Below are 25,029 nucleotides of genomic sequence, written 5' to 3'. Positions count from 1 at the left end.
ACTTGCCGAACCTTTGCTCGTTTAATATATACAAAAATACATGAAATCAGTGTCATCTTCACTAACTTCCACATCAAATTCAATTGAACATCGATGTGATGTACTGATTATAGGTAGCGGCGCAGCGGGGCTTAGCCTTGCACTTAGGCTTGCCGACCACTGTCAGGTTATTGTGCTCAGTAAGAGCGATCGTAATGAAGGGTCTACCCGTTATGCCCAAGGCGGTATTGCTGCGGTGTTCGATGAGCAAGACTCTATCGATGCGCATGTACAAGATACATTAAAAGCGGGCGGCGACCTGTGCGATGAACCTGCCGTACGCTTTACTACCGAACGAGCCAAAGAAGCATTAAGCTGGCTAATTAGTTACGGTGTGCCGTTTGATACCGAAACCACAGAGTCTGGTGAAGAGCGTTTCCACCTTACCCGCGAAGGTGGGCATAGTCACAGACGCATTCTTCACGCCGCCGATGCCACCGGCGAAGCACTGCAAATAACATTAAACGATGCAGTTTCTGCACATCCTAATATTCACGTTTTTGAACGTTACAACGCTATCGATCTTATTCCGTCGAAAGACGATAAAAAGCGGGTTATTGGCGCATATGTGTGGAACCGCCAACAAGAGCACGTTGAAGTTATTCGCGCCCCCTTTATCTCACTAGCAACGGGTGGTGGAAGCAAGGTTTACCAATATACCTCAAACCCAGACGTTTCCAGTGGTGACGGTATTGCTATGGCTTGGCGTGCAGGTTGTCGTGTAGCCAATATGGAATTTAATCAGTTTCACCCAACTTGCTTATTCCACCCGCAAGCCCGAAATTTTCTTATTACAGAAGCCCTACGTGGTGAAGGCGCGAACTTATGTCACGCCGATGGCACCCGCTTTATGCACAAGTTTGACGAGCGTGGCGATTTAGCCCCCCGGGATGTGGTTGCACGTGCCATCGATTATGAAATGAAGCGCCTTGGCGCTGACTGTATGTATTTAGATATCAGTCATAAACCCGCTGACTTCATCGTTAAGCACTTCCCTAATATTTATCGTAAATGCCGTTCACTAGGTATAGATATTACCCGAGAGCCTATCCCAGTGGTGCCCGCAGCCCATTATAGCTGCGGCGGCGTTGTGACCGACTTCAATGGAAAAACAGATTTAGCCAATGTGTATGCAATAGGAGAAGTCGCCTATACCGGTTTACACGGGGCAAACCGCATGGCATCTAACTCACTGTTAGAATGTGTTGTGTTTGCCAGCGCTGCCGCCGAGCATATTATCTCTACATTACCTTCAGCCTCGTGTGAAGAAGCCATTTTGCCTTGGGATGAAAGTCAGGTATCAGACTCTGATGAAGAAGTTATTATTCAACATAATTGGCACGAACTACGCTTATTTATGTGGGATTATGTAGGCATTGTTCGAACCGACAAACGGTTAGAGCGCGCCATGCGCCGAATAAATCTGCTGGAGCAAGAAATTGCCGAATACTACGCGCACTTCAGGGTAAGCAATAACCTTCTTGAATTAAGAAACCTAGTGACGGTTGCTGAATTAATTGTGCGCTGCGCTATGCAACGAAAAGAAAGTCGGGGCCTACACTTTAATCTAGATCACCCTGGGCAACTTGAAAACCCTCAGCCCACCTTTTTGTGCCCCGAAAAAGATGCTTTACCAACAGTACCAGGCACACTTATTTCTTAATGATTTTGGGTGAGTAGACACCTAGCCGTAGCGTTTTCAGCGTGGCTTGAAAAGACAATAACAATACAATAGACACACAATAGCTATTTAATAGAGATACGAAAAAGCCCACTTCCTAATACAGCGTGTTCAATACACTATATTAGGAAAGTGGGCTTTTTTATTTATATTGCGACGTTGAGCTGCACTCGGCTTATTTCTTTTTAATAAATCGAATACAAAGTACCGAAGTTACGGCAAGAAAACATAGCAGCTCAATAAACACAGAACTTAACAGACCGACTTATCGGCTGATAATAATAACCTTGTTACTGTTTCGTCATAACAGCTTTAACCTAAAGCGTTGAGACCTCTGCATCTAGGTGTACTTGCTGATCATCGCTGCTCGTAATTTCCATGATAGAGCGGTCTTCATCTTGACACATTTGATAGATGTTAATGCTGCAAGGCAGCATAACGGGTCGTTTAAAACGGCAAACCACATCTGAAATATGCTGACCGTCCGATACTGGTACGAATGATAACGCGCGGGCCAGTGTCCACATTCCATGGGCAATCGGGCGCTTAAAGCCAAATGCTTTGGCACTTAGTCCAAACAAATGAATGGGATTATAGTCGCCAGAAATTTTCGCGTAACGCCTGCCGGTATCGGCCGTTACATCAAGCTCTGCAAGCAAGTTTTTAGGGCTATCGACACAGGCTTCAGTGGTATCTTGTACAGGCGCTCTGGGCGCCACATGTACCGCTTTCACCTTCACCAAGTAGCTACTGATTGCTTTATAAACACAGCGCCCTTGTTGAAAAGCCTCTAAGGAAACATCTACTTCCCAGCCACGTGAGTGCGGCCTGACATCGCTGAATCGAACCCTGCATTCAAACGTCTCGCTTAAATCGCATTCTTCTAGCACTTCTACGCGATTAGCCGCATGTATTAATCCCAGTAATGGAAACGGGCTTTTCTTATCGAGCAAACACTGCATTTGAAGGGGAAGAGACAGCATTTGCAGATACAAAGGATGCATGGTAGCAGCATCTTGCCACGCCACTTCTTGACAGAATGCACCGTAGTGCTTGTTGTCAATATTAAGTTGTTTGGTGTAAATGCGAGGCGGTAATGTGGGTGGTTTGAATTGCATTAACTGTCGGGTATCGACACGTTTTAATAAAGCTTTTGCATACTCACGAAACATCAATGTTATTCCTTGTTTGGCCTGCTCCTTGAGCGAAGATTATCGCTCGGCATAGCCGTCGATAATCTGCTTCAGAGCATTCACCTTTTAATACCCAGCGCACATGCTCGTAATACGGCTGGTACCATTTTCGCGCAGTTCGTTCTACATGAAGGCTTAGACCCCATGGCAACAGTAATGATGACTTGTGAAGATTCACTGCTGGCGAATAAATCTCTTCTCCCGATACCATCAACGCCCGCAATGAACCATTGTCCGTAAGCGTGTAAACATCATTAGATGGCACCGTCGTCGGTTTGCTCAATTTACGCCATACACTCAAGCAGAAAGCGATATACACCGGCAAACACGCAAGCGCGCATAACCAAAGCCAACTTGGACTTACCCACGTCCACAAGGCTTCAGGTAAATTTATAATACTAAAGCCAAAAGCGGCAATAAGAATTAGCATTCCTACTATTTTTCGCCACGGCGAATAAGTGAGTTTAACCCTGTACTTTGACACGATTAACGATAGTAGACACCATACCAGCAAGTTCTGGATCTTGGCATTGTTGATGGCCCATAAACCATGCAAACAAGTCTGGATCGTCGCTGGTAAGTAAGCGTTCGAATATTTCTTGTTGTTCGTAATCAAGCGAGTCGAAGGCTTCATCTACAAAAGGCATGAGTAACACATCAAGTTCCAACATCCCTCTGCGGCATGCCCACTTTAATCTAGCACGTCTTTTTGGCTCAAACATATATTCACATTCTTAATTATTGTTTTAACACTGTCATCATATTACCACGGTGATGGGCGAAGGATCACTGCCCTTTTAGACAGAAAGGCGTTTCAATAGCACCGTAGATAGCACGAATTAACCACAAAACACGATAATCTTAAGGGTTCCCCTTGATAAAGCGCGCAAACCCCTCACCTACTACATTATAAATTCTTCATTCGGAATCTTTGATGACAGCGTTAACGACTCTTTCTGATTTACCTTCGCACTATGCAATTAAGTTAAATGACAACATGCTAATAAAGCTGGAAGGCGAGCAAGCTGACAGCTACTTACATGGTCAAGTGACAGTTAACATTAACGCTTTAGATGAGAATACGGTGAGGTATTGTGCCCATTGTGACAACAAAGGAAAGACCTGGTCTATTTCGTTTGTGGGTCGCCATGGAAATGCTATCTTCATGCTAACTAACAAAGACTCTGGTGCGCACTCCCTTGCGCAGTTAAATAAGTACGGTGTGTTCTCAAAGGTAGATATAACCGATGAATCAAACCAGTACACGCAATTCTTCTTAGGTGAAAACCTTGGGCAGATGTTACTTAGTAGCTATTTCGACACCCTTCCTAGTGAGCCATTAACCAGTGTTCACAGTGATGTAGGGTGGGTATTTAAAAGTGATACTCAGCGCGCCGGCTATTATGTGGTACTGAATTCTGAGCGAGCCCCTGAATTTGAGCAAAAAGTGAAAGACACCAATGGCTCAATTTTTGAACAAAATGTATACGATGCTATTATGATAGAAAGTGCGATACCGTCTATCGAAGAAACTGGGGTCAGCGAATACGTTCCCCAAATGATGAATGTGCACGCACTTAACGGTATCGATTTTGACAAAGGCTGCTATATGGGCCAGGAAGTGGTTGCCCGCACTCGATTCTTAGGTAAAAACAAGCGTGCAGCCTATAGTTTTTCAGTGCCAAAAGCGTTTCATATTAACGCTGGCGATACACTAGAAAAGCAATTAGGCGAGAACTGGCGTCGCGCTGGTATGGTAATTCGTAAAGCTGAACTTAGCGAAGAAACATGGTTTATGGCTGTGCTCTCAAACGATACCACTGAGCAAGATATTCATCGCCTAGCTGATCAAGTTGAAATTACCTGCTACCCTAGCCCTTTACCGTACAGCATTGAGCAGGCTAAGAGCTCATTGGTGAAAAACCGTAAATAATCTTTAATAAATTTAAAACCATCGCCCAGTAGGGCAAAACTACAGGACAAATTATGACTATAACCTCTGACAGCGTTGTCACCCTTCACTACACCGTTTCAACCGAAGACGGTACCGAGCTTGATTCTTCAGCCGGTAAGGAGCCGCTTGTAGTGCTTCAAGGGCGCCGCTTTCTTATTGAGGGACTAGAAGAAGCATTGGTAGGTAAAGAGAAAGGTGAAAAGTTCAACTTGTCTGTTGAGCCAGAGAAAGCCTACGGTGAACGTATTGATGAACTCGTTCAGCGCGTACCTAGTTCAATGTTTGAAGGCATGGACGTTGAAGTTGGCATGTCTTTTCGTGCAACCACGCCAGAAGGTGAGCAATCGGTTATTATCATCGAGACATCTGATGACGAAGTAGTTGTAGACGGTAACCACCCACTTGCAGGCATTCCACTTACTTTTGATGTAGAAGTGGTTGATGTACGCGATGCGACTGCTGAAGAATTAGAGCACGGCCATGCCCATACGCCAGGCGGCTGTGGTCACGACCACTAATACTGTTGCTTCGTGATAAACGCACTAACTAAAAAGGGAGCCTAAGGCTCCCTTTTTTGATATTGACTGCAACACAAAGCGTTAGTCAATAATGCCTATTTATATCGCGTCTTCGTTTTGCTCACCCGTACGAATTCGCACCGCTGACTCAACGTTAAATACGAATATTTTGCCGTCACCAATTTTGCCTGTTTTTGCAGAGTTTTCGATAGCTTCTATCGCCTGCTCGACGCGCTCATCATCAAGCACTAGCTCAATTTTAATTTTAGGCAGAAAATCCACTTGATATTCAGCACCGCGATAAAGTTCAGTATGTCCTTTTTGGCGTCCGAAGCCTTTTACTTCAGACACTGTCATTCCAGCAATACCGACTTCGGCTAATGCTTCCCTTACATCGTCCATCTTGAACGGTTTGACTATCGCTTCAATCTTTTTCATGGTAACTACTCATCATAAATGGTTGGAATAGGTACGCGCTTGTGCTGAGTACGCTGATAAATGTACAACAACTTTTCATCCACCTCAGCAGACACTGATTTGCCTTCTAAGAAGTCATCAATTTGATCGTATGTCATGCCAAGAGCTTGTTCATCAGCTTTTTGCGGCGCGAGAGTTTCGAGATCGGCGGTGGGCGCTTTAGTGATAACAGTTTGGGGGGCACCTAAGTGCGAGGCCAGTTGTCGAACTTGGCGTTTACTCAACCCAAACAAAGGCGCTAAATCACACGCTCCATCGCCATACTTTGTATAAAAACCCGTAATATTTTCTGCTGAATGGTCAGTGCCTAACACTAATCCATCAACCATTCCGGCAATTTCATACTGAATCACCATACGGGTTCGTGCTTTTACATTACCTTTAACGAAGTCACGCTTTGCTTCACTTTCAGGTAATAAACCAGCGCTTGATAATGATTCAGTGGTAGAAGCATGAATAGCATCTGCACCGGGCTGAACATTAACCGTCACAGAATGGGAAGGCTCAATAAAGTCTATCGACAACTGAGCATCAGCTTCGTCGGCTTGCGTTTGGTAAGGTAAACGAACAGCGACAAACTGAAAATTTTCGTGCTTTTCTTGGTTTAACTCATTCACTGCTAACTGAGCTAATTTACCCAACGTACAAGAATCGATACCGCCACTAATGCCTAGCACCAGTGAATTTAAACCTGACGTAAGAAGCTGCTTTTTAATGAAAGCCACTCGACGAGTAACTTCAAATGCCACATCGATTTCAGGCAGCACTTTCATTTCTTCAATAACTGCTTGTTTTTGCATTATAATGTCCAATTAGTGAGTGGGCGTCCTGATACCTGAGTTTACGATAAACTCGCCTTAGATGTTAGTGGTAAAAGAATTCAAACTTCATTAATCGTTGAAATTCACTACTTTTTGTATCTTCGGGCATGCCTACACGCCTTTTTTTATACCCATTTCGAGGCAAATTGGTTTACCTTGAATGTTCACGCGCGTTGACCTTTATTGTTGTAATAATAGAGGCTAACGCTAATATCATTGTTAAATTAACCTAGTAAATAAATCTCAGTGAAAATAAAGTCTTCTAGCGCTTTGCGTCTTCAATACGGCCTGACTCTTTTAGAGATGCTAATTACGGTCGCCATTTTGGCAATCTTAGTAGGAGTCGTTGCCCCGTCTATTAATACTATTTTAGTCAAAAATAGAGTAACCGGCGACATCAATACGTTGAGCGCTATTGCACAGCAAGCTAGGTTTAGTGCCATTAACGAACAGTTTAACGTGATACTTTGTCCGACCACGAGTTATAGCACCTGTGTCAGCGATTGGGCCAACGCGAAAATGGTCTTTATTGATGAAAACTCAAATGGAAGCAGAGATAGCAGTGAACCACTTATTGCCAGCAGCGACCCGCTGAACTCAGGCAATACAATCAGTGGCATTTCTGGCGCTATTTCGTTTTCTGAACAAGGCAGTATTAGTAACAGTGCAACCATAACCATCTGCCCAAAGAGTAAAGATGCCTCTTATGCTTCTGCCCTGCTATTGTCACTCTACGGTAGAATATCTGTTGCCATCGACAGTGACGATGATGGTATTAATGAAGATTTATCTGGCACCGCTCTAACTTGCCCTTAATACCTTGTCCTTAATTCCTTGTCATGACCTGATTCGCAGCGGACTAATGGTAAGTCCATGATAGGCTACCTTCCCCAACATCCATGGGGTAAATTTTCGTAAGGGGTGATAGTTAGCAACCGACAAGGGTTAGATTTGTCCAAAAAGCTTAAAGACGCAACAATGCTATAATTTCCATTCTTAGATTCGCTGTATGTCAGTGTAACGCCGTCAATATTGGGTGCCGGCAATCCACTAAGCCCCGAGTATTTACCTTCACTCAACCAATATCGTTCTTGCTTTATTTGCAAAGTGAGCAAATAGCTAATGGTTTCATGCTTATTTGCAAGCGCGATGGTTGATGAATAACTGGGAATGGCGAACATAGAAACAATACCCACAATCGCAACAGCGACCAAAAGCTCGATTAACGTAATCCCTCCCATCTTAATTAAATTGATTTTCCCTTCCATGGTACAGCAGCCCTCTATTTGTTGATTCGCTATGCTGTAAACCTAACAGCAAACAAATGACAAATAACCGGACTAAGGCATGGTTTTAATTAAAGCAGGGGGATTTACCTTGTTAGAGTTACTTGTGGTGCTTTGCATTGTGGTCATTTTCACCGCCATAGCTGCCCCCTCTTTTGTTGAATGGCGACAAGCCATCGCTATAAAGAGCGCGTTAAAGCATACCGCTGACATTGCAAAGTACGCCCGCACGCTTTCTATCTCTGAGCGTAAGGCGATTACCCTAGTCGTAGACGCTTCAGCAAATCATTGTATCGGCTTAACCTCAGCAAGTGACTGTGATTGCCATGTAGCAAGCAGTTGCCACGTTATTAGCCAGCAGAAACGGCTTATTATGCAAAGTTATCATGCAGTCATTGCTAGTCCAGCCAATAAAAAGGCGTTGCTGACGTTCGATGGAACTCATGGCATGAGTTTCGGCAGCGCAATGACAGTCACCATAAGTAACGCTCGATACACCGGCAAAGTTATCATTAATAACCTAGGCCGTGTGCGGTATTGCACTTCTACTTCACTAGAGGGAATTCCTCTATGTTAAGGTCCTCTGGTATTAGCCTAGTAGAGCTCACCATAGCCATGGCCATCAGCACAACATTGGTTCTTTTTTCTGCCATGGGCGCTGCGACTATCTCTAAAGAACTAGGTTATTTTCAGCAACAATTAGCACTGCAAAGTGAGTTACGGCTTATTAGCCATTCTCTCTCGCTACAACTCCAGCGGGCCGGATTCGTGGCGCGCCCTTTTGAAGAAATTTTTGCCAACAGCGCATTACTACCGCCTGCTATCAACATCAGCCATCATCCGCTAGAGGCCGAAAACTCTTGTGTCTTATTTTCCTATGATAAAAATGCTGACGGCGACATTAGTCATGAAGCCCCCGCAGAATTGTTAGGTTTTCGATTGCGCAATAAAGCCCTTGAGTACCGTGTAGCGAGCAAAAGTTGCGAGCAAGGTGGATGGCACGATCTTACAGATGCATCAGAATTAAAAGTCACTCAATTCACTATATCTTTGCACGGTGAGATAAACCATGCCCCGGTTTACAAAGTTGAGCTTGCACTACAAAGCAAGGCGTCCGCAGAACTCACCGCCGAGCAACATCTGTATTTACGAGTTGCCAATGCGATATAACGCCGATTTTTACTCATCCTCACAAGTCGTTCAAAAACATGTGATAGGTGCAAGAGACGCAAGCGCTTGGCAATGTCCTAGTAAGGTAAATGGCGCCGTATTGTTAAGTGTGGTGGCTATACTGTTAAGCTTAATAACACTGGCACTGTGGGCAACCAACGCACTACTTACCAGTGAGTTTCAAGCCAGTAAGCGCAGTATTGCTTATGTTGAGGTGATGAATACATTGCACAACGACATGACACAATTAACCGAGCAACTGCGTACCAGCGAAGATTGGCAACAAACCGCAAGTCTATTCGCGCGAGCATCAGTGACGGCGACTCACTATTCAGGAAGAGATTCTCAGTATTTAACGCTGTTTACCGTGTCCATAACTCACCCTGTTACGTCGCTATTCATTAGACAAGGTTTTTTACGCCACCCCGCCATAGTTCGTCTTCCTGCCAACGGTGTAATAACCGGTGCGACTAACGCTATATTGCCCCACCTTTTTGAACGACATTACAGTAACTTTACGCCGATGTTTTTTCCAAAGCCGCGCATAGCAAACGACTGCGACGATCTTACTCGCCATCTCGTGTTTTGGGTGCGTGGTGACTGCCATATTTCGCCCAGTGAAATTATAGGGTCAGCGAGTCAACCTGTTTTACTTGTAGTAGAAAAGGGGGATTTCACCCTTGATACCCATGCTCAAATTTACGGGTTAGTAGTGATATTAGGCGACACCAGTGTGCCTTCCAGCTCTTCTAGTAGTTCCCACCCTGTTATACCCGTGGCCACTATCGCCTCTTCGGCCAAGCTTGAAGGCGCCATGGTAAGCAATGAGGAAGTATCTAGAGTTTTTCACGGGCACATCAATTTCAATCTTAGTGTATTACGCACCCTTCAACAATCTAGCGGTTTGCAAAAGATGCAACCCATACCCGGGAGTTGGCATGACTTTAATTAAAAAGACACAAGGGTTTTCGCTCATAGAGGTAATAATTGCATCAGGACTCTTTGCGCTGACCTTTACCGCTGGACTGAAGCTTTACCAGCAAATATACGGACAATGGCAGCAACTTAACGCAGTGCAACAAGCTCGGCAACAACTTGAAACCGACCAAACGACTCTACTAATTAATGTGAATGCCAATCAAGATGCATATATCGCCATTACGCCCTCGTCTACCACGAGCGCAGCAAAAGCCGTGACCTTAGAACAAGTTGTAGAGCCTTTACCCCAGTTGAACCATACGGATGAAGCTTTACGTGCAGACGAAACGCTTAGTGAAGAAAGTGGGTTAACGACTGAAGAAAAACTAAATGAAGAAGAGGCCCTTGATGAAGCGCAAGAGCTCATCGAAAAAGTAAAAACAGAAAGCCAAGCTATTACCCAACAATTGAAGGTTGTGGTGGCACCACCGTATCAATCGCGTTGGCAAGATATAGCGATCATGGGGCCGTTGGTACCACTTCCCCCCGCAAAACCCTAGTGAATTAACAAGACCAGCAATACTCGCCCGCCGCCAACGAACCATTGTTGTTTACGTCCCAGCCTTTGCGGCCATCACTAAAATAAAACAGCGCGCCATCAGAAGCTTGCGCGGTGCTACTTACGGGTGTTGCTTTTAGCTGGTAACTGGTTGCATCGGCAGACACTATGGTAAGGTCGTAGCGTTTATTGCCCGCTGCTTCTGTAGAAGGAGAGTAAGTGGCAAATATGGTTGGTGCTCCTGTATTTGCGCCACCTGCACCCGCACCTTGGTAACTGAACGAGCCACTATGATGACGCTCCATTGCAGCAGCAAATGCCAGCATGTCTGCCTGCGCCGAGCCTCTATACCCATCAGTCATAAAAGACTGATATGACGGGTAAGCAATACTGGCAAGAATGCCAACAATAGCCACCACGATCATTAATTCAATAAGGGAAAAGCCTTTATATTTTTCGTTACTACTAATCACTGAGATGTATCCTCTCGCTCAGTTTCAGAATGCCAACTGCCTCGTTGTATTCGTTCAAACTTACCATAAATATTTTGCGCTAAGCATTCAAACGCTGAACCACAGGGTTCTTCGTTGCCATCATCGTCGACACTGATAACAGTGGAAGCACACTCGGTACCAAGGCACACCACAGGACTGGTTATATCTTCAATAAGAATTTTAGTCTCTGGCGCGATCCCTGTTTGCTGTAACTCAACTGATCTGTCTGAACTATCAAGTTCGCCATTATTATTAAGGTCTGACACAGCATTCGCATTAAATAGGTTAACGAGATAAGCACGGCTATTTCCAGACGGCGGCGCACACAAACTGGTGCTACTTACCGCAGGCACATAAGTCGTAAAGAATATTTTGTAATCTACTATTAGAGGTGATGCCAATACTTTTTCCCCATCGGTGGTAAGCTCGATATACCACCCCGCTTTATTTGCAAAGCTTGATGCTGCCACCCCTTGCTCAGTTTCATCGCTACTGGTAAGCAAATGTTCGGTGGCATTGTATAAATCGGACTCAGACACCGTGCTCATAAAGGTAAATTGACCACTCGTGTCGCGACTAAAAACGCCCTCGTCTTTAAGCATATAAAAATTATCTTCTACTGTGACATCTAGCGGTGATGCTCGCCATCCACTACCCATTGCCACGGCATAATATAATTCGTCACCCAGCGCGACCTCTGAAACATCGGGGCCATAGTAAAAGCGACGATGAGTTTCAGCGGTGTCTCCAGCAAAATTAGCCAACCGAGCCCCTTTTATAAAGTTGCTGCCCGACTCGCCATTATAAATATCCATCCGGAACAGCTGCCCGCCCATGTCACCGACATACATATGGTCAGCGAAGCCATCGTTATCTCTGTCGATTACGGATATACGACCTGGGATACTGTAGTTCATATCAGCTAGATTCAAATCTGCATCAGCGTTACTGGCGTGCCAAAGCAAGCTTCCAGTGTCTGCATCGAACATATAAACCGCATTTCCAATATTATCAGCACTTCTCACTAACTTATCATCTTGCGAGTCATCGTAACCGCCACCGATGATCATGACGTTCTTCTCTTCGGTGCCGTAGCGAACTTTAGTGATAGTAGGGCGAGACCATGTTTGTCCTAATTTCTCAAGACCCGTACTGCCGCCTTCAATCACAAACTTAACCGTAGGTGACGTCTTCTGTGTCACATCAAATACATAATAATTACGGCCACCTCGTCGCATACCTAAATACAAGTAAGTCGACGTTCCCACTGTACGCAACACCATCTCTCCGTCTAAGCCGTAAACGTGATTAAACGTTGAGATATCCTCATAAAAATGGTGCAGATTAGGCAGTAGCGCTTTAGGCATAATCCCAAAGTTTTCTTCACCGGTTTCTGCATCAAACGAATGCAGCATACCTTGGTTTGTGGCAACCAAAATGGCCGAGTCTGTGCTCCCGTAATTAACTACTACAGGCTGAGAATGAATGGGGTCGCCCATTTGAAGACGGTAGTCCGTTGTATCGCCGTCACCATCATTATCTTTAACATCTATGCCTCTTGCCCATTTAAGCAGTACTTCGCGAAGCGCATCTGCATCGAGTTCGTCATCCACACCTAGCAATGCTGTCGTAATTTCGCTGTTGTCTTCATGCAATTCGTTACTCGATTGAATGATATTTCCAGCACCGTCGAAAACATACAAGTTACGGTTAGCAGTCATTTTACTCGCGGTACCGCCCTCTCGAACATCACTACCATCAACGAGAGTTGACCAGTAGCTATGAGAAGTATCTTTAAAAAATCCCGTATCACCATCGACAGCAACCAATGAGTTTTGATCTAAAATATCCTCGCCATCTAATCGGTAACGCTTAAGGTTACCCGGCCAGATAGCACCTTCACTGGGTTTAAACAACGCAAAGTAGAGTTCGTCGTTATGGGTCAAGCGATTAAGCTGATTCACCGCTACTCCGGGTGATACAAAAGTAGAATTCACATCCTTTACTGAACGAAGAATAGTGTTAAATGCTTCAAGCAGTTCTGCGCTGTCATCAGCTTGATAGAATCCGCCACCACTTTGCACTGCCAGCTGATTCAAGAAATTGTTGGCGGTACTATTCGCGGCAAACCCTATTGTATGTGTGATCACCCGACGTCCAATAACCGATGTATCCGAATCGCTGACATTTTTAACTAAACTCAAACCACACTTTTCACCGCCACTACCTGTACAGCTATCGCCTAGCAATGATTCGATAAGAGATACACTGTGGTTATTGTTTGCTTCCCCATCAGACAGCAAAACAATATGATTGTTGGTCTGACATTGCAGATCGCTAACCGGTGATATATAGGTTGCCCCGCTAGGAATATATTCATTAATACAGTCGCTATCAGATAGATTGTCATCGGAACACCCGTTTGGTTGAACAGCATCACCGCCCAAATACGCGCTTCTGTGGCTGACTCGCGTATTCTTCCTTACCGTGTTTGAAACATTGTAGTTACCACGGGTTAGCCCGTAATCAACGTCTCTGCCACCGTAATAGTTAACCGCCTCATACAGCGTATCTACAATGGGCGTATAGCCACTGGCAGTAAGCTCATCAACTTTACTGATAAGGTGTTCTCTCACTGTCGATGTCTGCCCAGGCGAGGCTGAACCATTGAATTTAACTACTAATTTTGCCGCGGATGACTGAGAGCCACTGTAGGTATATGCACCTCGATAGCCGGTGAAGTCACTAAACACGAACGCCATCGCATTACCTGATTGCCATCCCGCTCTATCTACAATCTCTTTAACTACGCCGGAAATATCCGGTGAGGCGTAATCATTGCCCGATGAAAACGACCCCATAGTCCAAGTTACACCTGACGTTTTGCCAATATTTCTAAGCAAATAACGATTTCCAGAAGAGAAGTCGTCAGCATCATTATCAGCAACACCGCGAATTAACATGCTCGAGTTATTGTAGTTGTAGCTGCTATAAGCAGTAAGTTCTATGTAGGCTTCGGAAATTTCAGCTCCTTGAGGGATGTTTACGTTTTGAAAACGAACCCCTATATAACTGTTATAGCTGCTTGAGAAAGTAAGCTCTGAGCCTGTATTTTCATACCCTTTGTTGTTTTCTTCTATATTGTCGTTAGAACGGCTAACCTGGTAAACGCTTTCACCGCTGATGCAACCTGTAGCGGTTGTATCATCATAAGACACCACCAATTGCGGGGACCCAGTTTGCCCAGAATCAAATGCTCGGGCTTCTCGGCTGCTTGCTGTATCTGAACTTGTGCCCTCTATAAGAATATTGAGGTCATCACCGCCGCACCATTGTGGCAAATCTACAATTTCTTGAATAACCGATGAAATATCAGGCGTGGCAATAACCTCATCAGCAGAAGGAAAGTCATTGTTACTTATCCATTCAACTTTTGATGCGGTTTTAGTTCGTGACGAAAGGTTGTCATATGCCGTGGAAAATGCCGTGCTAGTTGCCGACGCCTCACCGCTTATCGTGAGTGTGGTGCCTGCTATATTAAATTTTTCTGATGTAAAACGAATATATGCACTGACTATCGTTGCCCCTTGAGGAATATTCATCTCAGTAAAACGCATGCCTGATGTGACTATATTCGTGCCAGAGCTCAACACTAGGTTGTTAGCATTAGTATTTACGGTACCGTTGATTTCTGACGCATCGTGACTACTTGAACCGGTTGAGGTGATGAGTTCTGGTTGAATAGCATCGTCAATCCCGCTTACTGGAAAGAGTATAGGGCCACCATAGTCGGAAAAACGCATAAGGCCGGCATCTATATTGGTGGCTGAAGTTAACGCCTCTTTAAGTGCGTTTTGTACTCTAAGAATACGCGATTGGCCGGTGCCATCTTTGCCCGTCATACTGCCTGACGTGTCCATAATAAAGAGTACATTTGGATTATAAGTAGCCGACTCTGACGCGGTACCTAAGTAAATATCCAAATCATCACCGACAGCGGAAAAGCCAATACAAGAAAACATCACTACCGAGACAAAAAAACTACTCACGCGTTTCATAATTATTACTCTACTTATTGTGATGCGGGGCCAAACACTGATGCCGCTAGGGAGTTTGCAACCACCGTGGATTTGGCACCTACCTTGCCGCAGCCTCTAATAATGAACACGTGGCAATTTACGTTGCTACCACCAATCACGTTGCTTGAGCCCCTACATGCCTGCTCTCTTATAAACGCGGTACGAGACCAACTCTTAGTACCTGCCAGGGTTTGATACGTGCCGTTTGTGGTGTGCTCACTGCCCGTAGAGAGACCACTTTCAGTCATGTACCTGTCGGTCCATTCATTTTCATCAAAACAACTCATTGTTTCTGTTTCAGGTTCGTAGGGATCAAGCTGGCGTGCCGCAGAAAGAGGGTCAACTTTAGTGCTATCTTGTAACAGGGATTCGTCCTCCGACTCAAAAAACACCCCCGCAATAGCCGCTTCCGCAGCGTCGAATGCTAGCCCCGTCTGCTGCATTGCCATTGCCATTTTAGATTGGGATAGGCTACTGGTTACCGCACTTACGCCTAAAATGGTGAGAGAGAGCAACACTAACAATGCAAACACCATTACTAATCCACGCTGTTTCATTGAATGCTCCTAACAAAGTTTTTCATATTTCTAAGTGACACTGTTTTAGTAAAAACCTGATAATAATGGCTCGAATCTAGCGTAACTTGATTCTCGTTTAGTAATGCAAATGTAGGGGCTGAAGTTTGCTGAACTTGATTTTGATAGCTTTTAAGTAAGATACCCCAGCGCAATGCAACCACTTGTTGATTCTGTGCTCGTAGCGCAGCCAACTTATCGGCCGTCACATAGGTTATCGCTTGCCCATTAGAATCCTCAGCAACATCACTAACGCCATATTGAAGTTGGAAGTTACTTACATTGTCTAGCAAGGTCACAGTATTTGGTGAAACGGATTGTGTTTTTAGGCCCCGTAATACTCGCCCATCGTAGCCTGTACATTTAAATTCATTGCCGCTAACGTAGTATCGGTTAACCACATGAAACTCATCACCTGCGGCATAACCATGCTTACTGCCCGTACAGTCTGTAGAGGCAAGCAAATTCACCACTAACACGTCATTTGCACCACTTGATGCTTGCGTGCTTCCGAGCGTAGTGTTTGAGACGAAGTCTCCGGCTAACCCAATTGGCTTATTCTCAATAAATCCAGCCTCCGCCACCGTATCAACTGAGTTATCGATAGACGCGACAATAGTGTCATAGCGACCAATTTCGTAAAACTCACTACTAAGCCGGCTTGTTATATAACGTCCAGACTCCTGAACCTGTGCCACCGCTTGATTAAGTTTGTTCGTTACACTACTACTCACTAATACCTGAATTATCGCGCCAGATATCACCAGCCCTAAGGCCAATGAAATCATTAACTCTACAAGCGAAAAACCCTTTACACGCTTCACAAGGTTAAGTCCTTAATCACACAGGCGTTACTGTCTGAGTCATTTGGATTGCAACGCGTATTTAAGGTGTAATTTTGACTACCTGCTGATGCTACCGGCCACGCTAGAATAACTTGCAGCCGTGAGCCCGCACTGCAACTGTAAACATCTGCTACGTTATTATCTGTACAGGTTAATGACAGTGTGGTTTGAGGGTTAGTTTGTACTGCCGCGCAAGATAATGCCCAGCCATCGTATTTAGCCATATCCAGCTCGTTGCAGGTGGCGGTTTCACAATTGGGCACTCCAGAAGGACGACTCAAACAAAAACATTTATAAGGATGGGTGGAACCCGAGCAGGTGAGCCCGTTGAAGTTGTAATTGCTTGCATTGAAATATTGGTTGTTAACCACAATGCCATCACCTACCGTTGCCACACGCGCAGCAGCACGTAAGCGCTCTGCAACTTGAGCCGCAACAAATTCGCTTTGCGTGCGGCTAATCGCATCTTTGTTCGCAAAAGATCCTGTGAATTGAAGAGCAGCCACCCCGAGTAAACCAATGGCAAGAATGAACATAGTGACAAGCACCTCAATAAGGCCAACGCCTTGTTGCTTATCCAATCCACTAGTGTTTATCGTTCGATTCATAGTCCCTGCATTGCCCAATGGCATTCACGCTAAAATTTAGACACAACCTTATGTTTAGCATTCTATGCTAAAAATTTCTTGCTCAAGGTATAAGCAACCATAAAACGTATCAGATTGTATTACCATTAGACGATAGCGTAAAAAAAAGCACCGCATATCAATGCGGTGCTTTTAAATTCAGCCCAATTTTTATACCTAAAAGGCGCTAGCTTACTTGTTTGACTCTAAGCTCCTTAGGAACCGCGAATTCAACATTTTCTTCTCGGCCAGCACGTTCGGAAGCAGAAACCGCTCCCCATGCTTTAAGCTTATCAACCACGCCTTGAACTAACACCTCGGGTGCAGAAGCACCTGCCGTTACTCCAATATGCTCAACATCTTTAAGCCAACTTTCCTGAATGCAATTCGCATCAGCAATTAAGTACGCCTTCGCACCAATTTTTTCGGCTAGTTCACGTAAACGATTCGAATTTGAGCTGTTTTGAGCGCCAACCACCAACAGTACTTGGCAGTCTTGAGATAAATCCCGCACGGCGTCTTGACGATTTTGTGTGGCATAGCAAATATCGTCTTTACGTGGTCCTTGAATATCAGGGAAACGTTCACGCAATGCATCAATAACATCTGCAGTATCATCAACAGATAAAGTCGTTTGGCTGCAGTAATAGAGATTTTTGGCATCTTTTACTTCAAGGGTCGCTACATCGGCTTCAGACTCGACAAGGTAAATTCCACCCTCATCATTGCTGTACTGCCCCATCGTCCCCTCAACCTCGGGATGTCCTGCATGGCCAATCAAAATACATTCAGTGCCTGTTTTACTCGCACGGGTCACTTCCATATGCACTTTGGTCACTAATGGGCAAGTAGCATCAAATACCTTTAATCCACGATTTTCGGCTTCTTTTCTTACTGCTTGAGAGACCCCATGGGCAGAAAAAATAACAATGCAGTTGTCGGGCACTTCATGCAATTCATCTACAAAAATAGCACCACGCTCACGTAGACCATCAACCACAAACTTATTGTGAACGACTTCATGGCGAACATAGATTGGCGGCTCAAATATTTCGAGTGCTCTTTCTACAATGGTGATGGCTCTGTCTACACCGGCACAAAAACCACGAGGATTGGCAAGATGAATTTGCATAATTACTGATCACCTTTTGATGTAGGTGCAGGTGCAACTTTTACATCGACAATTTCAACATCGAAAATAACCGTTTGCCCAGCTAATGGGTGGTTAAAATCTACCGTTATCGAGTCGCCCGCGACACTTCTGATAATACCGGGTATTTCTGAGCCATCTGGCTGAGAAAACGCAAGAATAGCACCTTCTTGAATTTCCAAGTCAGCACCAAAACGGCTTCTATCCATGTAATGGATATTATTAGGGTTAGGCTCACCGAAGGCATCGTTCGCGGCTAACGTGAACGATTTCTTTTCACCCTTTTGAAGTCCTAGTAAGCAAGCTTCAAAGTTAGGGGTAAGACTACCGTCACCCATTACCATTTTCGCGGGCTTATTATTTACGCGGGTGCTGTCAGCGGCTGAGCCATCTTCAAGTTTTAAGTCAAAGTGAAGAATAACTTCGCTGTCAGAACCAATAATTAGGTTGTCGGTCATTGTGGCTCCGGTTACTGCTTTGACGTGCTGGTTGAATCGGCGCTTTTATGTTTCTCGCCGTTCTTGAACATATCAATAATTAATAGGGCTGCACCAATAAATATCGCGCTATCGGCAATATTGAAGGCAGGCCAGTGCATGTTGTTTACATGAAAATCGAGGAAATCGATAACATATCCATGCACTAAACGGTCGTAAACATTACCTAGCGCGCCACCCAAAATAAAAGAAAAGGCGACAGGCAATAAGGTCTGATTTTTGGGTGATTGTTTTAACCACCATAAAATAACCACACTGACGACAGTAGCGATGGCAGTAAAAAACCATCGCTGCCAGCCACCGGCACTATCAAGAAAGCTAAATGCCGCGCCGTAATTGTGTACGTAGGTTAAATTGAAAAACGGTAATACCTCTATCGATTGATAAAGTGACATACCGCCTAACACTGCGTATTTGGTAACCTGATCTAGCGCAAATGCAATTAGGGTTATCCAGAGAAACCGTAAACCGGTTTCACTGAATAACTTAGGCTTGGTATCCGCCGTAGTATTAAGCATACTGACGCGTTTCCCCTTCGCCATCAATGTTCGTTACACAACGGCCACATAATTCTTCGTGTCCCTTATGGGTGCCAACATCTTCGCGATGATGCCAACAACGAACACATTTGTCGCCGCTTGCTTTGTTTACACTTAACCATAAACCTTCAACATCGGTAGCCGCAGCGTTGTCTGGTGCACTTTCTACTTTTGTCAGGTTCACTGCCGATGTAATCAATACAAAGCGCAGTTCATCTTCAAGTGAAGCCAAGGTGTTAAACAAAGACTCTGTAGCATACAAGTTAATCTTAGCTTCTAATGAACCGCCTAACTGACCGTCTTTACGCGCTTGTTCCATCGCTTGGTTTGCTGCGTCTTTTACGCTTAGCACTTGGTGCCATAGTTCATCGTTAAATACGTCACTTTGTGTGAAGCTGTTAAAGCCTTCGTACCAGGTTTCGGTAAATACAAATTCACTACGCTCGCCCGGTAAAGCTTCCCAAATCTCTTGCGCCGTAAAGCTTGTGATGGGTGCCATCCAACGAACTAACGCTTCCATAATATGGTAAAGCGCAGTTTGACAAGAACGGCGTGCATTGCCGTCAGATTTCGCCGTGTACTGTCTGTCTTTAATTACATCTAGGTAGAATGAACCTAACTCGATGGAGCAGAAGTGCATCAGCTTTTGCGTAACGACCAACAAATCGTACTTTTCAAACGCTTCAACAAGTTCTTCTTGTAGTGCTTTCGCACGCGCCACAATCCAGCGGTCTAGTGCCACCATCTCTTCTTCTGGCAAAGCATCTTCTGGCACAAAGCCATTAAGGTTTGCTAGTAAGAAACGAGACGTGTTACGTAAACGACGATATGCATCAGCAGCACGTTTTAAAATTTCATCAGACACCGCAATTTCACCGCGGTAATCAGTAGACGCAACCCATAAGCGAAGAATGTCTGCGCCTAGTTTGTTCGTCACTTCTTGCGGTGCAACTACGTTACCTACCGACTTCGACATCTTTCTGCCGTGAGCATCTACGGTAAAGCCGTGAGTTAACACTTCTTTATAGGGTGCGTGGCCATGCATGGCGGTAGACGTCATTAGCGATGACATAAACCAACCACGATGTTGGTCTGACCCTTCTAGGTACAAATCGGCGCTAGCGGGAATGTCTTCACGTTGGTCAACCACAAAGTAGTGCGTGACACCTGAGTCGAACCATACGTCAAGGGTATCGGTGACTTTGTCGTAGTTATCGGCTTCGCTAGCTAGTAGTTCAGCATCATCGATATCCCACCAGGCTTGAATACCTTTAGTTTCCACCTCAGCGGCCACTTTTTCCATAAGTGCAACTGACTCAGGGTGAAGTTCACCGGTAAGTTTGTGCACGTACAAAGGAATAGGAACGCCCCATGTACGCTGGCGAGAAATACACCAGTCTGGACGACCTTCTACCATTTTCTGGATGCGGTTTTCGCCCCACTCTGGGATCCACTTGGTTTGTTTAATTTGTTCGATTGACTCAGCACGTAAGCCTTTTTTATCCATGCTGATAAACCACTGCGGCGTAGCACGGAAAATGATAGGCGTTTTATGGCGCCAGCAATGCGGGTAGCTGTGCTCATATTTCACGTTAAGCACTAGGTTACCGTGCTCTTTTACCGTTTCAACAATGGTATCATTGGCTTTAAATACAAACTGGCCGGCAAATAAAGGCGTGTTTTCTAAATACACACCGTTGTTACCGACTGGGTTGTACACTTCAATGTCGTATTGTTTACCTACATTGAAATCGTCAACACCGTGAGCAGGCGCGGTGTGAACACAACCTGTACCAGATTCAGTGGTAACGTGCTCGCCCAAAATTAGCGGTACTTTTAAATCTAAAAACGGATGATTAACTAGCAGTTTATCTAAGCTTGAACCTACACAGGTCGCTACTTCACGGTACTCTTCAATACCGTAGCGCGTCATGCAGCTTTCAAGCAAATCTTGCGCAACCACTAACCATTCGTTGGTCGACGTAATTTCTACAATCGCGTAGGTTAATTCTGGGTGCAAGCTGATGGCGCGGTTGGCAGGCAGCGTCCACGGGGTCGTTGTCCAGATAACCACACCCGCTTTGTGCGCGGTTAAGTCTTCACTCGTTACTCCAAACGCAGCCGCAATAGCGTCTACATCAGCAACAGGGAATTTCACATCTATAGCAGGTGAGATTTTGTCTTGGTATTCTACTTCTGCTTCTGCCAATGCAGAACCACAGTCTGTACACCAATGAACTGGCTTAAAGCCTTTTTCTAAATGGCCCGATTCGACCACTTTACCCAGTGCGCGAATAATGTCGGCTTCTGAGCGAAAATCCATAGTTTTATAAGGATTGTCCCAGGTACCGAACACACCAAGGCGCTTAAAGTCAGCCATTTGGCCATCAATTTGACGTTGTGCGTATTCGCGGCACTTTTGGCGAAACTCAGCAGCCGTCACTTTTTTGCCCGGCTTACCCACTTTCTTTTCTACCATTAATTCAATAGGCAAACCGTGACAGTCCCAACCAGGCACATAAGGCGAGTCGAAATCTGACAGTGTTTTTGACTTAACAATAATGTCTTTAAGAATTTTATTTACTGCGTGACCAATATGAATATCGCCGTTTGCGTACGGAGGGCCATCATGAAGAATGAAAGGCTTCTTACCTTTCTTCGCTTCTCTAATCTTTGTGTATACCCCTTTTTCCTGCCAGTCTTTAAGCATTTTAGGCTCACGCTGAGCAAGGTTACCGCGCATTGGAAAGGCGGTTTCGGGTAGGTTTAATGTGGCTTTATAATCACTCATATAATTGTATTATCCGGTTACCTTTAATAATACCCAACGCCTCGTTAGGCGCTGTATAGGCTTGCATTGGTCGACGCTATGTTAAGCGTGGTGACTTTATCACGTTTCACTATTCTAATAACAGGCGCGCCTTAGCGGCATCGGCCTGAATTTGTGCTTTTAGTATCTCAAGCGAGTCAAATTTCTGTTCATCTCGTATTTTTGCAACAGGAAACACGGTCATTGGTTTCCCGTACAGGTCGGCTGACATATCGAAGATGTGCACCTCTAACTGGTTTCGCACCCCGTTTAACGTGGGGCGAGTACCAATGTTTGCCACGCCATTGAATTTTGTTCCATCTACGGCAACATGTACCGCGAAAACGCCGTGAATAGGCGCTCTGCAACGCTTTAGCATCACATTTGCGGTAGGAAACCCTATTGTCCGCCCTTTCTTTTCACCATGTACAACTCGGCCATACACAGCAAACGGCCTACCTAACATTTCTTCACTAAGCGCAAAATCAGAATCAGCCAGTGCTTCTCGCACTGCAGTAGAGCTAATACGATGAGCATGCATCATAAAGCTTTGTGTGCTAACCACTTCAAAGCCGTACTTTTGCCCAGCAGCTTGCAGCATGGCAAAGTCGCCTTTACGACCTTGGCCAAAGCGAAAATCATCGCCGACCACAAGAAATTTAACCCCAAGCTTATCCACCAGCAAATCATGCACGAAGGTATCGGCACTTTGACTGGCAAAAGCTCTGTTAAAACGCACAGCCAATAAACGATCGACGCCTTGCTGTTTCAGCAATTCGTACTTTTCACGCAATGGACTGATGCGTGCAGGCGCTCTATCGGGTGTAAATACTTCCTCGGGTTGAGGTTCAAACACCATCACCGTGGCCGGCAACCCCAGCGCTTTGGCTTTTTGAAGCACATTACTCAGTACTGCCTGATGGCCCAAGTGCACGCCATCAAACTTTCCGATAGTGAGTACACACCCGCTGTGTTGCGGTTTTACGTTGTTAAGCCCGCGGATAAATTCCACTATTAGCCACTGCCTTTAGTTACTACTGAAAATTCAAAGCTCGCGATTATAAACGACCCAGCACGGAATACCAATATTAGCCGCCCCCACTTTTGAAATGACGACGTCTTGCACCCAATAAAATCATGCATGAGAAGAAAGCGGCGGCAGATAATGTGATAGTAATGGCGACATCCACCACTTGCACTGTCCATTCAAGGTCGAAAAATGCCACGCCCTTATCGCGATAATAAATCACTGCCCCCATCACTGCGCTGGCAATGAGTACTCTAATTATAAACATTACTGAGGTACGACTTAATACAAAAACCCCTTGTTTGTGCAGCGTAATATAAAGCAATGTGGCATTAAGTGTGGCCGACATGCTGGTAGCAATTGCTAAGCCCACATAGCCAAACCAAATTGCTAATAGGTTAAACACCATATTGGCGACCATGCACCAAATACCAAATTTAACCGGGGTTTTAGTGTCTTGGCGCGAGTAAAAACCAGGAGCGAGTACTTTTACTAACATAAAGCTCAATAAACCAAATGCGTAAGCGGTTAATGAATAAGAGGCCATGGTGGCCGTTTCAGCCGTAAAGGCACCCCGCTGGAATATCACGGTTAAAATTGGTCGCGCCATGGTGGCTAAGCCTACGGCGGCTGGAATACCAAGCAAACACACCATACGAAATGCCCAATCTATATTGGCTGAAAAAGCTTTAGGATCTTTACTTACATGATTGCGCGACAGCGCCGGCAATATTACCGTGGCGATAGCGATACCAAACAGCCCTAGCGGGAATTCTAACAAACGGTCGGAGTAATATAGCCAGCTAATAGAGCCTGTCATCAGGAAGCTGGCGATAAAGGTATCGAACAGCAAGTTAATTTGCCCTACCGACACCCCAAACAATGCAGGGATCATCAAGGTGCGCACCTTAACGACGTTTTCATCTCGCCAGCCCCATTTAGGTTTTACTAATAATCCCGCCCGATACAAAAATGGCAGTTGGAAGGCAAGTTGTACTATACCGCCTATAAACACCCCCCACGCCAATGCGAAAGCGGGTTGCTCCATATCGGGAGCTAAAAAGACCGCACAGGCTATAATGCATACGTTAAGTAGCACTGGCGTAAACGCTGCTACTGCAAATTTGTTTAGTGTATTTAAGATAGCCCCTGCCAAGCCTGTTAACGATACAAAAGCAAGATAGGGGAAGGTGATTTTAAGCATGGTTGATGCGAGTAAGAATTTATCTCCTGCCTCATCGCCCTGTACCCACGCAATGAACCACCCTGTGCCGAACAGCGCGGCTAAAACTGGCGACGCGATAACGCCTATAAGGGAAACCACGAACACAATGGCTCCAAGCGTGCCGGAAATTTTAGCAACAAATGCTTTAAGCTCTGCTTTCTCGTGATTTTGGTGTACTTCGGTTAATACCGGAATGAACGCTTGCGCGAATGCCCCCTCGGCAAATAATCGGCGCAGGAAGTTAGGGATTTTATTTGCAAAGAAAAACACATCGGCGGCAGCGCCATCACCCATTAGCCTTGCCACTACCACATCTCGCACTAACCCTAACACGCGGGATATCAACGTCATTACGCTGACAATAAGGCCTGATTTTAATAACTTCCGTGACACTAAGACTATTCCAATAGATACATTTCATTCACTTAAGCGCTCAATCATAACGAAACCCTGTTACCGGCGAAACGTATTATTCAAAATATAAGTGCATCTCATGAATTTTTTTTGCTATAATCCGCGCCCGTTGTGGGTATGGTTTCGTACTGTT

The 25,029-nt window shown here is 45.1% G+C and carries 25 protein-coding genes; 8 read left to right on the top strand and 17 right to left on the bottom strand.

Going from position 1 to position 25,029, the window contains the following annotated elements:
- Positions 1 to 40: 40 nt before the first annotated feature.
- Entirely contained in the window at positions 41 to 1,702 is a 1,662-nt protein-coding gene (gene nadB / locus J5X92_RS14980; protein WP_013783341.1) for an L-aspartate oxidase, read from the top strand.
- A 335-nt stretch (positions 1,703 to 2,037) separates the two neighbouring features.
- On the opposite strand, the gene J5X92_RS14975 is transcribed toward nadB, so the two are convergent.
- The 3 genes from J5X92_RS14975 to J5X92_RS14965 are packed head-to-tail and all read right to left on the bottom strand — an operon-like array spanning position 2,038 to position 3,635.
- Entirely contained in the window at positions 2,038 to 2,892 is an 855-nt protein-coding gene (locus tag J5X92_RS14975) for a MaoC/PaaZ C-terminal domain-containing protein (protein WP_208806035.1), read from the bottom strand.
- On the bottom strand, positions 2,882 to 3,343 hold the full coding sequence (locus tag J5X92_RS14970; protein WP_013783339.1) for a protein YgfX: 462 nt from the start codon (positions 3,341 to 3,343) through the stop codon (positions 2,882 to 2,884). The genes J5X92_RS14975 and J5X92_RS14970 overlap by 11 nt, the downstream gene beginning before the upstream one ends.
- A 34-nt stretch (positions 3,344 to 3,377) precedes the next feature.
- Complete coding sequence (locus J5X92_RS14965; RefSeq protein WP_013783338.1) at positions 3,378 to 3,635, bottom strand: succinate dehydrogenase assembly factor 2; 258 nt, start codon at positions 3,633 to 3,635, stop codon at positions 3,378 to 3,380.
- Positions 3,636 to 3,847: 212 nt separating this feature from the next.
- On the opposite strand from J5X92_RS14965, the gene J5X92_RS14960 reads away from it, so the two are divergent.
- Both J5X92_RS14960 and J5X92_RS14955 read left to right on the top strand, forming a co-directional pair.
- Positions 3,848 to 4,846, top strand: coding sequence for a glycine cleavage system protein T (locus J5X92_RS14960; RefSeq protein WP_208806034.1), 999 nt, complete (start codon positions 3,848 to 3,850; stop codon positions 4,844 to 4,846).
- A gap of 53 nt (positions 4,847 to 4,899) precedes the next feature.
- Positions 4,900 to 5,385 (top strand): peptidylprolyl isomerase, encoded by a 486-nt coding sequence (locus tag J5X92_RS14955; RefSeq protein ID WP_013783336.1) that lies wholly within the window; start codon positions 4,900 to 4,902, stop codon positions 5,383 to 5,385.
- Positions 5,386 to 5,484: 99 nt separating this feature from the next.
- Here J5X92_RS14955 and J5X92_RS14950 read toward each other — a convergent pair whose 3' ends face one another.
- Both J5X92_RS14950 and nadE read right to left on the bottom strand, forming a co-directional pair.
- Positions 5,485 to 5,823, bottom strand: coding sequence for a P-II family nitrogen regulator (locus J5X92_RS14950; protein ID WP_013783335.1), 339 nt, complete (start codon positions 5,821 to 5,823; stop codon positions 5,485 to 5,487).
- Between the two features lie 5 nt (positions 5,824 to 5,828).
- Positions 5,829 to 6,662 (bottom strand): ammonia-dependent NAD(+) synthetase, encoded by an 834-nt coding sequence (gene nadE, locus J5X92_RS14945; RefSeq protein WP_013783334.1) that lies wholly within the window; start codon positions 6,660 to 6,662, stop codon positions 5,829 to 5,831.
- Positions 6,663 to 6,929: 267 nt separating this feature from the next.
- On the opposite strand from nadE, the gene J5X92_RS14940 reads away from it, so the two are divergent.
- Positions 6,930 to 7,499, top strand: coding sequence for a GspH/FimT family pseudopilin (locus tag J5X92_RS14940; protein WP_013783333.1), 570 nt, complete (start codon positions 6,930 to 6,932; stop codon positions 7,497 to 7,499).
- A 65-nt stretch (positions 7,500 to 7,564) separates the two neighbouring features.
- Here J5X92_RS14940 and J5X92_RS14935 read toward each other — a convergent pair whose 3' ends face one another.
- Entirely contained in the window at positions 7,565 to 7,951 is a 387-nt protein-coding gene (locus J5X92_RS14935; protein ID WP_013783332.1) for a prepilin-type N-terminal cleavage/methylation domain-containing protein, read from the bottom strand.
- Between the two features lie 79 nt (positions 7,952 to 8,030).
- Between J5X92_RS14935 and J5X92_RS14930 the strand changes: the two genes are divergently transcribed.
- From J5X92_RS14930 to J5X92_RS14915, 4 genes are read left to right on the top strand one after another with little or no spacing between them, the layout of a single operon-like run.
- Complete coding sequence (locus J5X92_RS14930) at positions 8,031 to 8,546, top strand: prepilin-type N-terminal cleavage/methylation domain-containing protein (RefSeq protein ID WP_013783331.1); 516 nt, start codon at positions 8,031 to 8,033, stop codon at positions 8,544 to 8,546.
- Positions 8,540 to 9,139: a hypothetical protein gene (locus J5X92_RS14925; RefSeq protein ID WP_208806033.1), complete on the top strand. Its 600-nt coding sequence runs from the start codon at positions 8,540 to 8,542 to the stop codon at positions 9,137 to 9,139. The genes J5X92_RS14930 and J5X92_RS14925 overlap by 7 nt, the downstream gene beginning before the upstream one ends.
- On the top strand, positions 9,129 to 10,091 hold the full coding sequence (locus J5X92_RS14920) for a hypothetical protein (RefSeq protein ID WP_208806032.1): 963 nt from the start codon (positions 9,129 to 9,131) through the stop codon (positions 10,089 to 10,091). Before J5X92_RS14925 ends, J5X92_RS14920 begins: the two co-directional genes overlap by 11 nt.
- Complete coding sequence (locus tag J5X92_RS14915) at positions 10,078 to 10,617, top strand: prepilin-type N-terminal cleavage/methylation domain-containing protein (protein ID WP_208806031.1); 540 nt, start codon at positions 10,078 to 10,080, stop codon at positions 10,615 to 10,617. The genes J5X92_RS14920 and J5X92_RS14915 overlap by 14 nt, the downstream gene beginning before the upstream one ends.
- A 4-nt stretch (positions 10,618 to 10,621) precedes the next feature.
- On the opposite strand, the gene J5X92_RS14910 is transcribed toward J5X92_RS14915, so the two are convergent.
- The 11 genes from J5X92_RS14910 to murJ form a co-directional block, all read right to left on the bottom strand.
- A complete protein-coding gene (locus J5X92_RS14910) occupies positions 10,622 to 11,086 on the bottom strand; it encodes a type IV pilin protein (protein WP_041452757.1) in 465 nt (154 codons plus the stop codon).
- Entirely contained in the window at positions 11,086 to 15,168 is a 4,083-nt protein-coding gene (locus J5X92_RS14905) for a PilC/PilY family type IV pilus protein (protein WP_208806030.1), read from the bottom strand. The genes J5X92_RS14910 and J5X92_RS14905 overlap by 1 nt, the downstream gene beginning before the upstream one ends.
- Positions 15,169 to 15,182: 14 nt before the next feature.
- Positions 15,183 to 15,746: a PilX N-terminal domain-containing pilus assembly protein gene (locus J5X92_RS14900; protein ID WP_208806029.1), complete on the bottom strand. Its 564-nt coding sequence runs from the start codon at positions 15,744 to 15,746 to the stop codon at positions 15,183 to 15,185.
- Complete coding sequence (locus J5X92_RS21450; RefSeq protein ID WP_208806028.1) at positions 15,743 to 16,588, bottom strand: PilW family protein; 846 nt, start codon at positions 16,586 to 16,588, stop codon at positions 15,743 to 15,745. Before J5X92_RS21450 ends, J5X92_RS14900 begins: the two co-directional genes overlap by 4 nt.
- Positions 16,585 to 17,217: a prepilin-type N-terminal cleavage/methylation domain-containing protein gene (locus tag J5X92_RS14890; RefSeq protein WP_013783323.1), complete on the bottom strand. Its 633-nt coding sequence runs from the start codon at positions 17,215 to 17,217 to the stop codon at positions 16,585 to 16,587. Before J5X92_RS14890 ends, J5X92_RS21450 begins: the two co-directional genes overlap by 4 nt.
- A 205-nt stretch (positions 17,218 to 17,422) precedes the next feature.
- Positions 17,423 to 18,367, bottom strand: a complete 945-nt coding sequence (ispH, locus tag J5X92_RS14885; RefSeq protein WP_126873433.1) for a 4-hydroxy-3-methylbut-2-enyl diphosphate reductase — start codon at positions 18,365 to 18,367, stop codon at positions 17,423 to 17,425.
- 2 nt (positions 18,368 to 18,369) lie between these two features.
- Positions 18,370 to 18,843: an FKBP-type peptidyl-prolyl cis-trans isomerase gene (fkpB, locus tag J5X92_RS14880; protein WP_013783321.1), complete on the bottom strand. Its 474-nt coding sequence runs from the start codon at positions 18,841 to 18,843 to the stop codon at positions 18,370 to 18,372.
- Positions 18,844 to 18,854: 11 nt separating this feature from the next.
- Positions 18,855 to 19,400 (bottom strand): signal peptidase II, encoded by a 546-nt coding sequence (gene lspA / locus J5X92_RS14875; protein WP_013783320.1) that lies wholly within the window; start codon positions 19,398 to 19,400, stop codon positions 18,855 to 18,857.
- Positions 19,393 to 22,212, bottom strand: coding sequence for an isoleucine--tRNA ligase (gene ileS, locus J5X92_RS14870; protein ID WP_208806027.1), 2,820 nt, complete (start codon positions 22,210 to 22,212; stop codon positions 19,393 to 19,395). The genes lspA and ileS overlap by 8 nt, the downstream gene beginning before the upstream one ends.
- A 109-nt stretch (positions 22,213 to 22,321) precedes the next feature.
- Complete coding sequence (gene ribF, locus J5X92_RS14865; RefSeq protein ID WP_208806026.1) at positions 22,322 to 23,242, bottom strand: bifunctional riboflavin kinase/FAD synthetase; 921 nt, start codon at positions 23,240 to 23,242, stop codon at positions 22,322 to 22,324.
- Between the two features lie 76 nt (positions 23,243 to 23,318).
- On the bottom strand, positions 23,319 to 24,875 hold the full coding sequence (gene murJ, locus J5X92_RS14860) for a murein biosynthesis integral membrane protein MurJ (protein WP_208806025.1): 1,557 nt from the start codon (positions 24,873 to 24,875) through the stop codon (positions 23,319 to 23,321).
- Between the last annotated feature and the right edge of the window lie 154 nt (positions 24,876 to 25,029).

Origin of the sequence: Alteromonas sp. K632G (genome assembly GCF_017653625.1) — a bacterium.
Lineage (GTDB): Bacteria > Pseudomonadota > Gammaproteobacteria > Enterobacterales > Alteromonadaceae > Alteromonas > Alteromonas naphthalenivorans.
This window is presented reverse-complemented; position numbering and strand designations above follow the sequence as displayed.

Excerpts from the sequence above, each read along its gene's own strand:
- nadB (WP_013783341.1), top strand. The coding sequence starts at position 41 with ATGAAATCAGTGTCATCTTCACTAACTTCCACATCAAATTCAATTGAA.
- J5X92_RS14975 (WP_208806035.1), bottom strand. The coding sequence starts at position 2,892 with ATGTTTCGTGAGTATGCAAAAGCTTTATTAAAACGTGTCGATACCCGA.
- J5X92_RS14970 (WP_013783339.1), bottom strand. The coding sequence starts at position 3,343 with ATGCTAATTCTTATTGCCGCTTTTGGCTTTAGTATTATAAATTTACCT.
- J5X92_RS14965 (WP_013783338.1), bottom strand. The coding sequence starts at position 3,635 with ATGTTTGAGCCAAAAAGACGTGCTAGATTAAAGTGGGCATGCCGCAGA.
- J5X92_RS14960 (WP_208806034.1), top strand. The coding sequence starts at position 3,848 with ATGACAGCGTTAACGACTCTTTCTGATTTACCTTCGCACTATGCAATT.
- J5X92_RS14955 (WP_013783336.1), top strand. The coding sequence starts at position 4,900 with ATGACTATAACCTCTGACAGCGTTGTCACCCTTCACTACACCGTTTCA.
- J5X92_RS14950 (WP_013783335.1), bottom strand. The coding sequence starts at position 5,823 with ATGAAAAAGATTGAAGCGATAGTCAAACCGTTCAAGATGGACGATGTA.
- nadE (WP_013783334.1), bottom strand. The coding sequence starts at position 6,662 with ATGCAAAAACAAGCAGTTATTGAAGAAATGAAAGTGCTGCCTGAAATC.
- J5X92_RS14935 (WP_013783332.1), bottom strand. The coding sequence starts at position 7,951 with ATGGAAGGGAAAATCAATTTAATTAAGATGGGAGGGATTACGTTAATC.
- J5X92_RS14930 (WP_013783331.1), top strand. The coding sequence starts at position 8,031 with ATGGTTTTAATTAAAGCAGGGGGATTTACCTTGTTAGAGTTACTTGTG.
- J5X92_RS14925 (WP_208806033.1), top strand. The coding sequence starts at position 8,540 with ATGTTAAGGTCCTCTGGTATTAGCCTAGTAGAGCTCACCATAGCCATG.
- J5X92_RS14920 (WP_208806032.1), top strand. The coding sequence starts at position 9,129 with ATGCGATATAACGCCGATTTTTACTCATCCTCACAAGTCGTTCAAAAA.
- J5X92_RS14915 (WP_208806031.1), top strand. The coding sequence starts at position 10,078 with ATGACTTTAATTAAAAAGACACAAGGGTTTTCGCTCATAGAGGTAATA.
- J5X92_RS14905 (WP_208806030.1), bottom strand. The coding sequence starts at position 15,168 with ATGAAACGCGTGAGTAGTTTTTTTGTCTCGGTAGTGATGTTTTCTTGT.
- J5X92_RS14900 (WP_208806029.1), bottom strand. The coding sequence starts at position 15,746 with ATGAAACAGCGTGGATTAGTAATGGTGTTTGCATTGTTAGTGTTGCTC.
- J5X92_RS14890 (WP_013783323.1), bottom strand. The coding sequence starts at position 17,217 with ATGAATCGAACGATAAACACTAGTGGATTGGATAAGCAACAAGGCGTT.
- ispH (WP_126873433.1), bottom strand. The coding sequence starts at position 18,367 with ATGCAAATTCATCTTGCCAATCCTCGTGGTTTTTGTGCCGGTGTAGAC.
- fkpB (WP_013783321.1), bottom strand. The coding sequence starts at position 18,843 with ATGACCGACAACCTAATTATTGGTTCTGACAGCGAAGTTATTCTTCAC.
- lspA (WP_013783320.1), bottom strand. The coding sequence starts at position 19,400 with ATGCTTAATACTACGGCGGATACCAAGCCTAAGTTATTCAGTGAAACC.
- ileS (WP_208806027.1), bottom strand. The coding sequence starts at position 22,212 with ATGAGTGATTATAAAGCCACATTAAACCTACCCGAAACCGCCTTTCCA.